The 14,028-nt window shown below is 74.9% G+C and carries 13 protein-coding genes; 5 read left to right on the top strand and 8 right to left on the bottom strand.

Going from position 1 to position 14,028, the window contains the following annotated elements:
• Nucleotides 1-18 precede the first annotated feature (18 nt).
• Both ABZ312_RS06995 and ABZ312_RS07000 read left to right on the top strand, forming a co-directional pair.
• Nucleotides 19-1,179, top strand: a complete 1,161-nt coding sequence (locus tag ABZ312_RS06995; protein ID WP_500324945.1) for an exonuclease SbcCD subunit D — start codon at nt 19-21, stop codon at nt 1,177-1,179.
• Nucleotides 1,179-4,181, top strand: coding sequence for an AAA family ATPase (locus ABZ312_RS07000; protein WP_500359011.1), 3,003 nt, complete (start codon nt 1,179-1,181; stop codon nt 4,179-4,181). The genes ABZ312_RS06995 and ABZ312_RS07000 overlap by 1 nt, the downstream gene beginning before the upstream one ends.
• On the opposite strand, the gene ABZ312_RS07005 is transcribed toward ABZ312_RS07000, so the two are convergent.
• Nucleotides 4,146-4,595, bottom strand: coding sequence for an Lrp/AsnC family transcriptional regulator (locus tag ABZ312_RS07005; protein ID WP_500324940.1), 450 nt, complete (start codon nt 4,593-4,595; stop codon nt 4,146-4,148). The two genes, ABZ312_RS07000 and ABZ312_RS07005, sit on opposite strands and share 36 nt — an antisense overlap.
• Before the next feature lie 94 nt (nt 4,596-4,689).
• Here ABZ312_RS07005 and ABZ312_RS07010 point away from each other — a divergent pair, with 94 nt between their 5' ends.
• Nucleotides 4,690-5,226: a rhodanese-like domain-containing protein gene (locus ABZ312_RS07010; RefSeq protein WP_500359012.1), complete on the top strand. Its 537-nt coding sequence runs from the start codon at nt 4,690-4,692 to the stop codon at nt 5,224-5,226.
• An 18-nt stretch (nt 5,227-5,244) separates the two neighbouring features.
• Here ABZ312_RS07010 and ABZ312_RS07015 read toward each other — a convergent pair whose 3' ends face one another.
• Complete coding sequence (locus ABZ312_RS07015) at nt 5,245-6,051, bottom strand: ATP-grasp domain-containing protein (protein ID WP_500436692.1); 807 nt, start codon at nt 6,049-6,051, stop codon at nt 5,245-5,247.
• 51 nt (nt 6,052-6,102) lie between these two features.
• Nucleotides 6,103-6,636 (bottom strand): GNAT family N-acetyltransferase, encoded by a 534-nt coding sequence (locus tag ABZ312_RS07020; RefSeq protein WP_500436694.1) that lies wholly within the window; start codon nt 6,634-6,636, stop codon nt 6,103-6,105.
• Nucleotides 6,637-6,813: 177 nt separating this feature from the next.
• Between ABZ312_RS07020 and ABZ312_RS07025 the strand changes: the two genes are divergently transcribed.
• Nucleotides 6,814-7,410 carry a hypothetical protein gene (locus tag ABZ312_RS07025; RefSeq protein WP_500436696.1) on the top strand — a complete coding sequence of 199 codons (597 nt, stop codon included), beginning with the start codon at nt 6,814-6,816 and terminating at the stop codon, nt 7,408-7,410.
• 56 nt (nt 7,411-7,466) lie between these two features.
• On the opposite strand, the gene ABZ312_RS07030 is transcribed toward ABZ312_RS07025, so the two are convergent.
• Nucleotides 7,467-9,143 (bottom strand): DUF885 domain-containing protein, encoded by a 1,677-nt coding sequence (locus tag ABZ312_RS07030; protein WP_500324933.1) that lies wholly within the window; start codon nt 9,141-9,143, stop codon nt 7,467-7,469.
• Nucleotides 9,144-9,191: 48 nt separating this feature from the next.
• Entirely contained in the window at nt 9,192-9,674 is a 483-nt protein-coding gene (locus tag ABZ312_RS07035) for an Lrp/AsnC family transcriptional regulator (RefSeq protein ID WP_089224626.1), read from the bottom strand.
• 59 nt (nt 9,675-9,733) lie between these two features.
• Between ABZ312_RS07035 and ABZ312_RS07040 the strand changes: the two genes are divergently transcribed.
• Nucleotides 9,734-10,909, top strand: a complete 1,176-nt coding sequence (locus ABZ312_RS07040) for a trans-sulfuration enzyme family protein (protein ID WP_500324931.1) — start codon at nt 9,734-9,736, stop codon at nt 10,907-10,909.
• On the opposite strand, the gene ABZ312_RS07045 is transcribed toward ABZ312_RS07040, so the two are convergent.
• The 3 genes from ABZ312_RS07045 to ABZ312_RS07055 all read right to left on the bottom strand — a co-directional run bounded on the left by ABZ312_RS07045 (nt 10,863) and on the right by ABZ312_RS07055 (nt 13,553).
• A complete protein-coding gene (locus ABZ312_RS07045; RefSeq protein ID WP_500359014.1) occupies nt 10,863-12,251 on the bottom strand; it encodes a GNAT family N-acetyltransferase in 1,389 nt (462 codons plus the stop codon). The genes ABZ312_RS07040 and ABZ312_RS07045 overlap by 47 nt on opposite strands.
• Before the next feature lie 76 nt (nt 12,252-12,327).
• The gene (locus ABZ312_RS07050; RefSeq protein ID WP_500324927.1) at nt 12,328-12,849 is read right to left on the bottom strand and encodes a DUF1990 domain-containing protein; all 522 of its coding nucleotides are present in this window, start codon (nt 12,847-12,849) and stop codon (nt 12,328-12,330) included.
• Nucleotides 12,850-12,947: 98 nt separating this feature from the next.
• Entirely contained in the window at nt 12,948-13,553 is a 606-nt protein-coding gene (locus tag ABZ312_RS07055; protein WP_500359015.1) for a dihydrofolate reductase family protein, read from the bottom strand.
• Between the last annotated feature and the right edge of the window lie 475 nt (nt 13,554-14,028).

Genomic DNA, 14,028 nt, shown 5'->3' on the forward strand with positions numbered 1-14,028 from the left:
GCGGGCGGGAGAGCCACGGTGAGGTTGCTGCACACCTCCGACTGGCATCTGGGGCGGTCCTTCCACCGGGTCGGACTGCTCGACGCCCAGGCGGCGTTCATCGACCACCTGGTGGCGACGGTGCGGGCGGAGGGCGTCGACGCCGTCCTCGTCGCCGGCGACGTCTACGACCGGGCGCTGCCCTCGCTGCCCGCCGTCGAGCTCTTCGACGACGCCCTGCACCGGCTCGCCGCCCTCGGCGTGCCCACGGTGATGATCTCCGGCAACCACGACTCGGCCCGCCGGCTCGGTGTGGCCTCCGGGCTCATCGACCGCGCCGGGATCCACCTGCGGACCGACCCGGCCGGGTGCGCGACGCCGGTCGTGCTCGCCGACGCGCACGGGCCGGTCGCCCTGTACGGGCTGCCCTACCTCGAACCGGCCCTGGTGCGCGAGGAGTTCACCCTCGACCGGGCCGGGCACACCGAGGTGCTGAGCGCCGCCATGGCGCGGGTCCGCGCGGACCTGGCCGCACGCCCCGCGGGCACCCGCTCGGTCGTGCTGGCGCACGCCTTCGTCGCGGGCGGCGCGCCCAGCGACAGCGAGCGGGACATCACCGTCGGCGGTGTGGCGGCCGTGCCCGCGGGCGTCTTCGACGGCGCCGACTACGTGGCCCTCGGCCATCTCCACGGCTGCCAGACGATCACCGACCGTGTCCGCTACTCCGGCTCCCCGCTGGCGTACTCCTTCTCCGAGGCCGACCACCGCAAGAGCATGTGGCTGGTCGACCTCGGCGCCGACGGCTCCGTGTCCGCCGAGCGGGTCGACTGCCCCGTGCCCCGGCCGCTCGCCCGGATTCGCGGCCACCTGGAGGAGCTGCTGGAGGACCCGGCGCACGAACGGCACGAGGACTCCTGGGTCGAGGCCACCCTCACCGACCCGCACCGCCCGCACGAGCCCATGGCCCGCCTGCGCAAACGCTTCCCCCACGCCCTCGCGCTGGCCTTCGAGCCCGAGCGCACGGACGCCGACCCCCACGCCTCGTACGCGCAGCGCCTGCGCGGCCGTACCGACCGGCAGATCGCCGAGGACTTCGTGACCCACGTGCGCGGCACCGGGCCCGACGCCGCGGAGCGGGGTGTCCTGCGGGACGCGTTCGACGCGGTCCGCAGCGATGCCGTACGGGCGGAGACCGACTGATGCGCCTGCACCGTCTGATCCTGACCGCCTTCGGGCCGTTCGCCGGCAGCCACACCGTGGACTTCGACGAGCTGTCCTCGGCCGGGCTGTTCCTGCTGCACGGCGCGACCGGCGCCGGCAAGACCTCCGTGCTGGACGGGGTGTGCTTCGCCCTGTACGGCGGGGTCCCCGGCAGCCGGCAGGGCAACCGGCTACGCAGCGACCACGCCGGGGAGGACACGCTCACCGAGGTCGTGCTCGACCTGACCGTGGGCGGACGGCGGCTGGAGATCACCCGGCGCCCCGAGCAGCCGCGCCCGAAGAAGCGCGGCACCGGCTACACGATGGAGAAGGCCGTCACCCTGCTGCGCGAGCACACGGCGGGGGAGTGGCGGGCGCTCAGCAAGTCCCACCAGGAGGCCGGCGAGGAGTTGAAGCAGCTCATCGGCATGAGCCGGGAGCAGTTCTGCCAGGTCGTGCTGCTGCCCCAGGGCGAGTTCGCGACCTTCCTGCGGGCCACCGCCACCGACCGGGCCGCCCTGCTCGGCAAGCTCTTCGACACCGGCCGTTTCAAGGCCGTCGAGGAGTGGCTGCGGGCCCGGCGGCGGGCCGCCGAGCAGCGGGTCGCCGCCGGGGACGACGAACTGCAGCGGCTCGCCGAGCGCATGGGCCAGGCCGCCGGGGACGACCCGGAGGCCCTGGTCGGGCCGCTGCCGGAGGGCGTCGCGGCCGGCGACCCGGAACTGGCCCCGCACATCCTGCGCTGGGCGGCCGTGCTGGCCACCACCGCTCACGAACGCGTCGACGTCGCCGACCTCGCCGTGACCGCCGCCGAGGGCGCGCACGAGCAGGCCCAGCGCGAGGCCGAGGCGGTACGCGAACTCGCCGTCCGGCAGCGCCGGCACGCCGCGGCCGAGCGCCGCGCCCGTGACATGGCCGGCGAGCGCGAGACCCGCGCCCGCGAACAGCGGCTGCTGGAGACGGCGGAGCGGGCCGCGACCGTGGTGCCCGCCCTGGAACTGCGCGAGCGGGCCGCCGCCCGGCAGGCCCGTGCGGCCGTCGAGGAGCGCACCGCCCGCGCGGGCCTGCCCGCCGAGCAGTACGAGGCGGGCGCCGAACAGCTCGCGGAGTACGAGAACCGGCTCCGCGAGGAGCTGGGCGGCCTCGCCGACGCCGGCCGGGCCGAGCAGCGCGCCGCCGAACTGGCCCACGACCGAGGGCGGGTGGAGCGCGAGGCCGCCGAGGACGAGCGGCTGATCGCCGACACGGCCGCCTGGCTGGACGGCTGGGAGGCCGCACGCCTCGGCCACGAACGCGCCGTCGACACCGCTCAGTCCGCCGCCACCCGCGCCGCCGAACTCTCCGGCGCCGTCGACCGGGCCCGCCGCCGCCTCGACGCCGCCCGCGAACGCGACACCCACGCCACCGCGCTGCTCGCCGCGCAGGACCGGCTGCGCGCCGCACGCGACGCCGCCGCCGACGCCCGCGACCACTGGCAGGACGTGCGCGAGGCCCGCATCAACGGCATCGCCGCCGAACTGGCCGCGCAGCTCAGCCCCGGTGAGGGCTGCCTGGTCTGCGGCGCCACCGAGCACCCGCACCCCGCCCGCCCCACCGGCCGCCAGGTGGGCCGCGCCGACGAGGAGGCCGCGCAGGAGGCCCAGCAGCGGGCCGCCGCCATCCGGGACACCGCGCAGGACCAGGTCGTACGCCTCACCGCGGCCCACGACGCGGCCCTCGCCGCCGCGGGACCGGAGCCGCAGCCCGAACTCGCCGCCGCGCACGCCGCGCTGGAAGAGGAGTACCGGGCCGCCGTGCGGGCCGCCGCGCGGGCCCCCGAGGCGCGCCAGGCGCTCGACCGGGCCCTCGCGGAGCACGCCCGCCGCTCCGCGGACCGCAACGAGGCCGAGAACCGGCTCGCTTCCCTCACCACCCGCCGGGAGCTCCTCGACCAGGAGGACTCCGAGCTCACCGCCCGGCTGGCGCGGGCCCGCGGCCCGTACGCCACCGTCGCCGAGCGCCGCGCCCGGCTCGCGGCGGACGCCGAGCGCGCCGCCACCGCGGCCGGGGCGGCCCGCGCCGGGCAGGACTGCGCCCGCGCGCTGAAGGAGGCGGACTCCGACCTGGCCGACGCCGCCTACAAGGCCGGTTTCCCCACGCCCGAGGCGGCGGCCGCCGCCGTACAGCCGGAGACGGAACTGCGGCGGCTGCGGCAACGGGCGGAGGAGTGGCGCCGCGAGGAGGCCGCGGTCACTGCCGAACTCACCGCTCTCGACCTGGCCGAGGCCGCCGCGCTGCCCCCGGCCGACCCCGACGCGGCCCGGCGGGCCGTCGAGACCGCCACCGTACGGCTGCGCGGGGCCGCCGCCCGCCAGTCCGCCGCGCACACGACCCGCGACGCCCTCGACCGGCTGCGGGCCGAGGCGCTGCGCGGTACCAGGGCGCTCGCCCCGGCCCGTGAGGAGTACGCGCGGCTGCGACGCCTGGCGGACCTGGCCACCGGCGCCGGCGAGAACACGCTGCGCATGGAACTGGAGACCTACGTGCTGGCCGCCCGGCTGGAACAGGTCGCGGCCGCGGCCAGCGTCCGGCTGCACCGGATGTCCTCCGGGCGCTACACCCTCGTCCACACCGACGCCCGTGCCTCACGCAACGTCAAGTCGGGCCTGGGGCTGATGGTCGTGGACTCCTGGACGGGCACCGAGCGCGACACCGCCACGCTCTCCGGCGGCGAGACCTTCTTCGCCTCCCTCGCCCTCGCCCTCGGTCTCGCGGACGTCGTCACGGACGAGTCGGGCGGCGCCCGCCTCGACACGCTCTTCGTCGACGAGGGTTTCGGCAGCCTCGACGAGCAGACCCTGGACGAGGTGCTGGACGTCCTCGACGGGCTGCGCGAACGGGACCGCGCCGTCGGCATCGTCAGCCACGTAGCCGAGCTCCGGCAGCGCGTCCCCGCCCAGTTGCAGGTGGTCAAGGGGCAGCGGGGGTCAGCCCTCCGCCACCGCACGGCGGGCGAGCGGTGACGAGTAGACGACGCTCGTCGTCACCGAGCCGAGGCCCGAGACGCGGCCGGTGATCTCCTCCAGGTGACGCATCGAGCGGGCGGTGACCTTCATGATGAAGCAGTCGTCGCCCGTCACATGGTGGGCCTCCAGGATCTCCGGGGTCGACTCCAGCAGATCGTGGAACGGCTTGTAGTTGCCGTGCGGGTAGCGCAGCCGGACGAACGCCATGATCGGGCGGCCGATCCGCTCCAGGTCCACGACGGCCGTGTACGCCGCGATCACCCCCGCCTCCTCCAGCCGGCGGACCCGCTCGGTCACCGCGCTCGGTGACATCGACACGGCACGCGCCAGTTCTGCGTAGCTGGCCCGGCCGTCGCGCTGCAGGGCGTCCAGGATGCGCCAGTCGGTGGCGTCGAGGGAATCCACGGTCATTCCCCTTGAGTACCAGTGGTTTCCCCGGTCGGGCAAGACGGACGCCGGGGAACGACCCTTCAGGCGGGCGTCGGCGGCTCGTAGATTTACCGCCATGACGACACAGACCGCCGCCTCCGCCTCCACCTCTGCCTCCACCTCTGCCTCCGCTCCGGCCGGCAACCCCGTGCTGCGCGTCCCGCCCGCCGCTCCGGCCGACGCCGCCGCGTACTTCGCCGCGAGCCTCGCCTTCCACGCCGACGTGTCCGACGTCGCGGCCGCCCTCGCCACGGCGGCGGAGAGCGGCACCGGACCCGGCTTCGTCGTCGTCGACTCCCGTTCCACCCAGGCCTGGGAGCAGGGCCACGTCCCCGGAGCCGTCCACCTGCCCACCGCGGACGTCCCCCGGCTCGCCGCGGCCTTCCTCGACCGCGACGTGCCCGTCGTCGTGTACTGCTGGGGGCCCGGCTGCAACGGCGCCGCCCGCGCCGCGCACGCCCTGGCGAGCCTGGGCTACCAGGTCAAGGAGATGCTCGGCGGCATGGAGTACTGGATCCGCGAGGGCTTCGCCCACGAGACGGCAGACGGCACCTCACGGCGTCCGGCCGACCCGCTGACCGCGCCCGTGGGCGCCGACGACTGCGGTTGCTGAGGCCGCCGCGCGGCGGCCTCAGCGGACCACGGAGACGGCCGGGCGCAGGAACCGGCGGTCCCGCGGACCCCACCCGGCGAGCGGCGCCGCGGCCCGCAGGACGACGTCCAGCGCGGCGTCGGCGTCGCACGCGTAGTGCCCGCTCGCCCAGGCGGCGTTGGCCTCGACCACCGCCCACCCGTCCGCGGTCCTGCCGACGTCGACCACGACCGCGCCGGGCAGTTCCGGCACGCCGGGTGCGAACAGCCGTCGGGCGAAGTCCCGCACCTCGCCGGCCGCCGGGTCGCCGTCCAGGGGCGCCACGTCCAGGCCGCCGCGGGTCGCGTAGCGGCTGCCCGTGACGACCTCGCCGTCCAGCAGGAACAGCCGGTACTCGACGGCGAACGCCACGATGTCGCTCACCAGCACGGGGGCGTCGTCGTCCACCGCGTCCGGACCGGGCAGGCCGCTGCCGTCGGGGTACACACGGGCCGGGAAGCTCTTGTCGTTCGGCGGCTTCACGAAGGCGGGCCGGCGCAGCCCGCGGGCCTCCGCCAGGGTCGTGAACTCGATCCGCCGCCCCACGAGTTCGCACGGCAGCCGGGCCAGCCAGTCCTCGTCGGCCTCCAGCAGCCCCAGGCCCAGGTCCGCCGCCACCGCGTCCGCGAAGAGCGGCCCCGCGTACAGCGACGGGCCCACGGCGTCGAGCGCGTCCTGCGGCACCCGCCACGTGGGGAGGGTACGCGTCGCCATGCCGCGCCGGTGGGCGGCCGCGGCGAGCGCATGGCCGGTGGCGGTCACGCGCGGCGAGAGGAAGAGGGTCCGGGACGGGTGCACGGTGTTCACGGTCAACGATGGTGGCGCACCCGGCGGGTGCCGCGACAGCGCATTACGCCGTCACACCACCCCGGCCGGCCGCAGCTCGTACGCCCACTGGGCGTCCCGGTCCGCGACCCGCCCGAAACCGGCCCGCTCCAGCACCCGTTGCGAGGCGCGGTTGCCCGGATCCGTGGTCGCCAGCACGGTGCGCACCTCGGCACGGCTCAGCGCCCACCGGGACAGCACCAGTACGGCGTCCGTCGCCCAGCCCACGCCGCGCGCGGACTCCGACAGGTCGTAGCCGATCTCCACCAGGCCGTCGACGGCGGAGGGCGGGCCGTGGAAGCCGATGCCGCCGAGCGCGAGGCCGTCGTCCGTCCGCTGGATCACGAACAGCCCCCACCCCGGGGCGTACACCGCGGCGGCCGCCGCGATCGTCATCATCCCGGCCGCGATGATCGTGCCCTCGCCCGGCCCGCCGTCGATCCACTCCAGCCCGGCCGGCTTGCCGTCGGCCAACTGCGCCGCTTCCTCCGGCAGTTGCTCCCTCAGCACCACCCGCCCGTGCGTCAGCACCAGGCGGCCCTCTTCCCGCGCAGCATTCGGAATCATCCGCGTGACACCCCCATGCGACTCACCCTATCCACCCCCGCCGCTCCCCGCGGGCGGGTCCCGCGCCGGGGCGGGCATCGCGGGCAGGCACCGGGCGGCGGCGTGCCCCGCGGGAAATCCGCGGGCTGCCGACGGTCCGGCGTGGCAGGATCGGTGCCGCTCAGGGGAGGGATGCGCATGGGGCTCGACTACACCTACGAGATCGTCCTGCCGGGCAGGAACGTCGCCGCCGCGCTGGCGGAGCTGGTGAAGCTGGCGCCGCCGGCCTCGCAGGTGCCGCCGCTGACGGTCACCCTGCCCGGCGGGGAGGGCATCGTCGTCCCCTTCACGTCCCATTTCCGGAGCGAGCCGGTGGACTGCTCCGGGAGCGGCACGCTGGGGCTCGACACTTCGATCATGTTCGGGGTGGACGACGCCGTGCGCGCGTTCCTGGAGGACCGGGACCCCGAGCCCGACGCGCTCGGGAGGGTCCCGATCGGCTACGTCTACCTGACGGTCCGGTTCGCGCCCGCGCTCCACCCCCACTACGCGACGTTGGAGTTCACGGCGGCGACCACCCGGATGAGCCTGATGTTCGAGCGGTCCGCGAGCGTCCGGTCGGTGTTCACCGGCCTCACGGCCGCAGCCGGGGGAGTGTGCTGCCTGCTCGACACCGAGACCGGCATCCACCGGATGGACTGGCTGAACGGCCGGCCGGTGCGGGAGACGGTCCCCGGCCCCCGCTTCGCCGACTACCGGGCGCTCGTGGCGGCCTGGCCCGACCCGGAGCGGTGAAGGGGCGGCGTACGGTGTCCTCCCCCGGGCCGGCCCCGGGGGAGGACGGGTGACCGCTAGAGCTTCGAGAGCTCGTCGACGAGGTCGTCCAGGCCCAGGGAGCCCTGCGACAGCGCGGCCATGTGCCAGGCCTTGGGGTCGAAGGAGTCACCGTGGGCCTTGCGGGCGGCCTCGCGCCCGGCGAGCCAGGCGCGCTCGCCCAGCTTGTAGCCGATGGCCTGCCCCGGCATGCCGAGGTAGCGGATGATCTCGCTGTCGAGCATGGCGTCGCTGAGCCCGTTGAAGCGCCCGAAGAATTCACGCCCCAGCTCCGGCGTCCAGGTCTCGCCCGGACGGTACGGGCTGTCCTGCGGGATCTCCAGCTCCAGGTGCATGCCGATGTCCAGGATGACGCGGGTGGCCCGCAGCATCTGCGCGTTGAGGTAGCCCAGCCGGCGCCCCGCGTCCGTCAGGAAGCCGAGTTCGTCCATGAGGCGCTCGGCGTACAGGGCCCAGCCCTCCGCGTTGGCGCTGACCTGGCCGAGGGTGGCCTGGTAGCGGCTGAGCCGGTCCGCGACGTACACCCACTGCGCGAGCTGCAGGTGGTGGCCGGGGACGCCCTCGTGGTACCAGGTGCTGACCAGGTCCCAGACGGGGAACCGCTCGCGGCCCAGGGTGGGCAGCCAGGTGCGGCCCGGCCGGGAGAAGTCCAGGGAGGGGGCCGTGTAGTACGGCGCGGCGGCGCTGCCGGGCGGGGCGATGCGGGACTCGACGTGCTTGACGGGCTCGGCCAGGTCGAAGTGGGTGCCGTCGAGCGCGGCCATGGCCTCGTCCATCAGGCCCTGCAGCCAGTCGCGGACCTCGTCGACGCCCTCGACGGCCTCGCCGGCCTCGTCCAGGTGGGCCAGCGCCTCCAGCGGGGTGGAGCCGGGCAGCACCTTCTCCGCCTCGACGCGCATCTCGGCGTCGAGGCGCCGGAATTCCTCCCAGCCCCAGGCGTACGCCTCGTCGAGGTCGAGGTCGGAGCCGGTCCAGTAGCGGGCCCAGCGGGCGTACCGCTCGCGGCCGACGGCGTCCGGGGTGCCCTCGACGGCGGGGGCGTAGGTGTCGCGCAGCCAGTCGCGCAGGCCGGCGACGGCCGCGGTGGCGTCGGCGGCACCGCCGTCCAGCTCGGACCGCAGGGCCTGCGGGCCCTCCTTCACGAACTGCGCGAACCAGCTCGCTCCTGCGTCCTCGCCCAGCCACTCGCCGAGCTGCTCGATGACCGTGGCGACCTGGCGCGGCCCGGCCGGCAGCTTGCGGGCGACGCCCTCCTCCAGGGAGGCCCGGTAGCCCGCCAGGGACTCCGGGACCGCGCGCAGCCGGGCGGCGACGGCGGCCCAGTCCTCGTCGGTCCCGGTCGGCATCAGCATGAAGACGCCGCGCACCGAGTGGACGGGGGAGTGCAGGTTGCTCACGGCCCGCAGGCCCTCACCCGCCTCGTGCACGGCCAGCTCGGCGGTGAGCCGCTCGCGCAGCAGCCGGGCGCAGCGGCGCTCGTCGTCGTCCGTCGCCTCGGCCGCGTCGACGTCGGCCAGGGTGCGGCGGGCGAGCTCGGCCTGGGCCTCCAGGCCGGCGGGGCTGAAGTCGGGGAGCCGGTCCTGACCGGTCCGCACCCCCAGGTACGTGGCGGTGATGGGGTCGAGTTCGGTGACCGCGTCGACGTACGCGTCGGCGATCTGGCGGGGCAGCGCACTGCCGGTGGTGTCGGGCATGGTCACATCCTGGTACGGAGCGGCCTGCTCCGTCATCACCATTGACGATCATATTCCTGACGTGGGCGGGAGCAGCGGGCCGCAGTCCCAGTGCTGGAAGATCAACCGGGTCTCCACGCGCGCGACTTCGGGCCGCGAGGTGAACTCGTCGACGACCAGCCGCTGGAGGTCGCCGGTGCTCGCCACGGCGACGTGGACGAGGTAGTCGTCGGGCCCGGTGAGGTGGAACAGCGCCCGGGACTCGGGCAGTGCCCGCACCCGCTCGACGAACGGGCCGATCAGCTCCCGGCGGTGCGGCCGCACCTGAACCGCCAGCAGTGCCTCCAGCGGCCGCCCGAGCCGGGCCGGGTCGACCCGCAGCTCATGGCCGAGGATCACCCCGGTGCGGCGCAGCCGGCCGACCCGGTCCAGGCAGGTGGACGGGGCCACGCCCACGGCCGCGGCGAGGTCCTTGTACGTCGTCCGTGCGTCGTTCTGCAGGAGCCGCAGAATCTCGAGGTCGACCGGATCCAGAAGCACAGAATCGGACATCGGCCGAAGTTAACACGGGCCCTCCCCGCTACGGACCGGTAGCTGTTCAGCATCGGGCCATGGACACGACAGCATCGGCGCCCACCCGCGCCCTCGCCACCGAGGCCGTGCACGCCGGCCGCGAAGACCTCGCGGACCTCGGCCTGCACGCCGTTCCCCTGGACCTGTCCACCACCTACCCCTCGCGGGACAGCCGCGCCGAGGCCGCCCGGCTGGACGACTTCGCCGTGACCGGTGCCGCGCTGACCGGCCCGCCGGTCTACTCCCGGCTCGACAACCCCACCGTCGCCCGCTTCGAGGCGGCGCTGGCCCGGCTGGAGGGCGCCGAGGCCGCGGTGGCCTTCGCCAGCGGCATGGCCGCCCTCACCGCCACCCTGCTGGCCCGCGCCTCCATGGGGCTGCGCCACGTGGTGGCCGTCCGCCCGCTGTACGGCTGCAGCGACCACCTCCTGACCGGGGGCCTGATCGGCACCGAGGTGACCTGGACCGACCCGGCCGGGATCGCCGACGCCATCCGCCCCGACACCGGCCTGGTGATCGTGGAGACCCCCGCCAACCCGACGCTGGCCGAGGTCGACCTGCGGGCCGTCGCCCACTCCTGCGGCGAGGTGCCGCTGCTGGTCGACAACACCTTCGCCACGCCCGTCCTGCAGCGCCCGCTGGAGAGCGGCGCCAGGATCGTGCTGCACAGCGCCACCAAGTACCTGGGCGGCCACGGCGACGTCCTGGGCGGGGTCATCGCCTGTGACGAGGAGTTCGCCCGCGTGCTGCGCAAGGTGCGCTTCGCCACCGGAGGGGTGCTGCACCCCCTGGCGGGCTACCTGCTGCTGCGCGGGCTGTCCACGCTGCCGGTCCGGGTGAAGGCCGCCTCGGCGACGGCGGCCGCGCTGGCCGAGCGGCTGGCCGCCGACCCGCGGGTGGCGAAGGTGCACTACCCGCGGATCGGCGGCGCCATGGTCGCGTTCGAGGTCCAGGGCGACCCGCACGAGGTGATCGCCGGGGTCCGGCTGATCACCCCGGCGGTCAGCCTCGGGAGCGTCGACACCCTCATCCAGCACCCGGCCTCGATCAGCCACCGCATCGTCGACGAGGGCGACCGCCACAGCTCGGGCGTCAGCGACCGGCTGCTGCGGCTGTCCGTCGGCCTGGAGGACGTCGAGGACCTGTGGGAGGACCTCGACATCGCGCTCAGCGCAGCGACGCGCTCGCGCCGGCCGGTGACAGCGTCGCGGTGATGACCAGCGTGCCGTCCTCGACCTGGTAGTCCAGCGGCAGACCCAGGCGGCGCATCGTCGCGACCATCCCGGTGTTGGTCGCCCGGGTCACCGCGTAGACGCTCTCGCACCCCGCGTCGACGGCCTGGGAGACCAGGCGGCGCAGCAGCTCCAGGCCGATGCCGCGGCGCTGCCAGGCGTCCTCGACCAGCAGGGCGACCTCGGTCTCGTCGCCGTCCCACAGCAGGTGGCCGAGGGCGACGAGCCGGCCGGAGACGGTCTGCACGGCGAGGGTCTGCCCGAAGCGGGGGCTGAGCAGGTGGGTCAGATAGCGGTCCACGTCCGCGACCGGCCCGTGGTAACGGCGCGTCAGGGTCCTGGCGGAGCAGCGCTCGTGGAGCTCGCGGGCGGCCTCGAGGTCCTCGGGGCCCGCCCGGCGGACGGTGATCTCGTTGCCCTCGGGGAGGGTGAGCACCGCACGGTCCTCCGGGACCCTGGTGCCCAGGTGCGCGTCGAGCTCGACGAGCGCGCGGGCGCGGGCGAACTCGGTCGGGGTGAACGGGAGGTAGGCGCGTTCCACGGTGAGGGTGCCTCCGGCCGGATCGCGCAGCCGCATGATGGTGCCCTCCAGGGTGTCCTCGGTGTCCTCGGTTCCCTCGGCGGGATCGGGGCCGGCCGTACCGGGCGGGGTGGAGCTTATCGTGCAGCGGCCGAACAACTGGCGTAGTGCCAGGGGCAGTTCGGCGGCGTCCATGGCGGTGCGGGTGGCGAGGTTCAGCACCCGGGTCGGGGTGTCGACCAGGTCGTGGGCGTCGGCCCGCTCGATCCAGGTGTCGCGCCCGCCTCCGCCCCCCACGGTCCGCGTCAGGTCGCCCGGGGCGAGTGCGGCCGGGGCGCGGACCAGGAACTCGTCCACGGTGCCCTCGGCCAGCGGGTGCGTCTGGAGCGTGAGGATGTCCACGCCGCGCCCCGCCAGCGCCGTGCAGAGGGTGGCGAGGCTGCCCGGCGTGTCGTGCACGGTGGTGCGCACCCGCCACAACGTCGTCCGCGGGTCGGGTCCGCCCACGGCGGAGCTTTCCCCCGGCTCCGTCGTACGGCTCCCGCTGTGGCTCCCGGCTGTCGGCGGTGAGTGACCGTGATGGCGTGCCCACCATGTGTGGAAGCCGGCCGTGGCGACGAGCGCGGCGGCCGACAGGCACAGCAGGGCCGGGCCGTCGGGGGCGTGCCCGACGAGATTGGCGATGAGGTCGGCGGTGGCCACGGCCACGAAGAGCGCGGCGAGTTCGATCACGTCGCGGCGCCAATGGTGCCGCCGGGCCGCGAAGGCGGCGGGGGCGGTTGTGGCGGAAGTCAGTTCTCGCATGCAAACACCATGCCGAACTCGTGTTGCGTGATCACGAACGCGTTGTGACCGACGGGTAAAGGGTGTTCCATGTCGGTTAACTCCCCCTTTCAACAATTCCGTCCTGCGACAATCTGCGTAGGCACCGGCCGTAGCGCCGCGCGATGCCACGCTGAGTGACGCGTCCCAGGGGGCCCAGTAGACGCACCAACCACGCCCCCGGTCCACTGAAGGCCGTGACATCCAGCCACACGGACCCGTCGGGCGCGAGGCTCACCACGAACGACTCCTCGCCGCGTTCCGGGTGGCCGGGGAGCGTCCCGTAGGCGAACCCCACGCGCTCCGCGCCGTGTTCCGCCCACACCACCTCGCACGGCGCGCGCAGCGGGCCGATCCGCAGGGACACACGTACCCCCGGCGCCGCGTCCGGGGTGCCGGCGGGCACCCGCAGTCCGGTCGCCCGGTGCATCCGCCACCCCATCAGCGCCCGCCCGGCCGCGGCCAGCACCTGGGGGCCCTCGCCGAGCCGGATCCGCTCGTGCAGGTGGTGGAACCCCGGCGGCGTGGGCCCGCCGGTCCGTGTCACCCCGACCTGCTCATAGGTGAAACCACCCGTCACGGCGCCGTCCTTCCTGTTCTCAGGAGCCCGCGGAGCACCCTCCCCGCTCGCTCCACGAGGTCTCGAAATCGCCGTATTGCCCCGACGATTTGCACATGCTAAGCCCCCGGGGCGCCGCCCGCCCGCCGGTAGGTGCAGACGTTGACGCCCTTGTCGCTGGTGACCGTGGAGACCAGTGCGAAGGTGCGCAGTCCGCCGTCCTCGGGGAAGAGCGACTTGCCGCCGCCGAGGAGCACGGGCATGACCATGAGGCGGAGTTCGTCGACCAGGTCCTCGCTCAGCAGGGTGCGCGCGAGCGTCGGGCTGCCCATGACCACGACGTCGCCGCCGGGGGCCTCCCGCAGCTCCTTGATCCGGGCCACGGCCTCCCCGCCGGGGATGCGGGTGGTGTTGTGCCAGGTCAGCTCGGAGTCGCCGAGCGTGGCGGACACGACGTACTTCGGGAGCGCGTTCATCCGGTCCGCGAAGGGGTCACCGGCCCGCTGGGGCCACGCGCCGGCCATCGCCGCCCACGTGCGGCGCCCGTACAGCAGCGCGTCGGCCTTGCCGACCGCCTCGTCGAAGGCGCCGCCCACGACCTCCGGGTCGAAGAAGGGGTGCGTCCAACCGCCGTTGGCGAAGCCGCCGTCGGTGTCCTCGTCCGGTCCGCCCGGCGCCTGCACCACGCCGTCGAGGCTGATGAATTCGGTGATCACGATGCGCATGGGACTCGCTCCTCGTCTTCGTCGTCACTCGCCGCCGTCACGGCAAGGGAGACCGTCGCGCTGCCCCGACATCATCGCGCCGAGGAGGCGAGGCGAGGTGACCTGGACCACATCCCTGCGGATCGTGATGGAATCCGACCGCCGCCGACCGGCTGTGAGCGCCTGGACGATGCCCGTGCCGCGTGACCCGGGGAGGTACTGATCCGTCCCTTCGGGAAGGCCGGACGTCCCCTTGGTGCAGAGGGTCTCGTCCCCCGCTTCAGCGGGACGAGGTCTTCGTGCAGGGTCGGCGATCGAGCGCACGGGGCGTCTTCGGCCCGGTGCGATCTCCGGTGGACCCGCGGTCATCGGCGGCGCGGGCGCCGCCCTGTGCGGGAGGGGGGAGTGGCCCGGGGATCCGCAGGGCTGCGGGATGTCGTGGGGGCCGCGACCGGCCGGCGCCCGGCGGCGTGGGCGCGCCCACCCGCGGCCGGCC

Origin of the sequence: Streptomyces sp. NPDC006207 (genome assembly GCF_040613835.1) — a bacterium.
Taxonomy (GTDB): Bacteria; Actinomycetota; Actinomycetes; order Streptomycetales; family Streptomycetaceae; genus Actinacidiphila.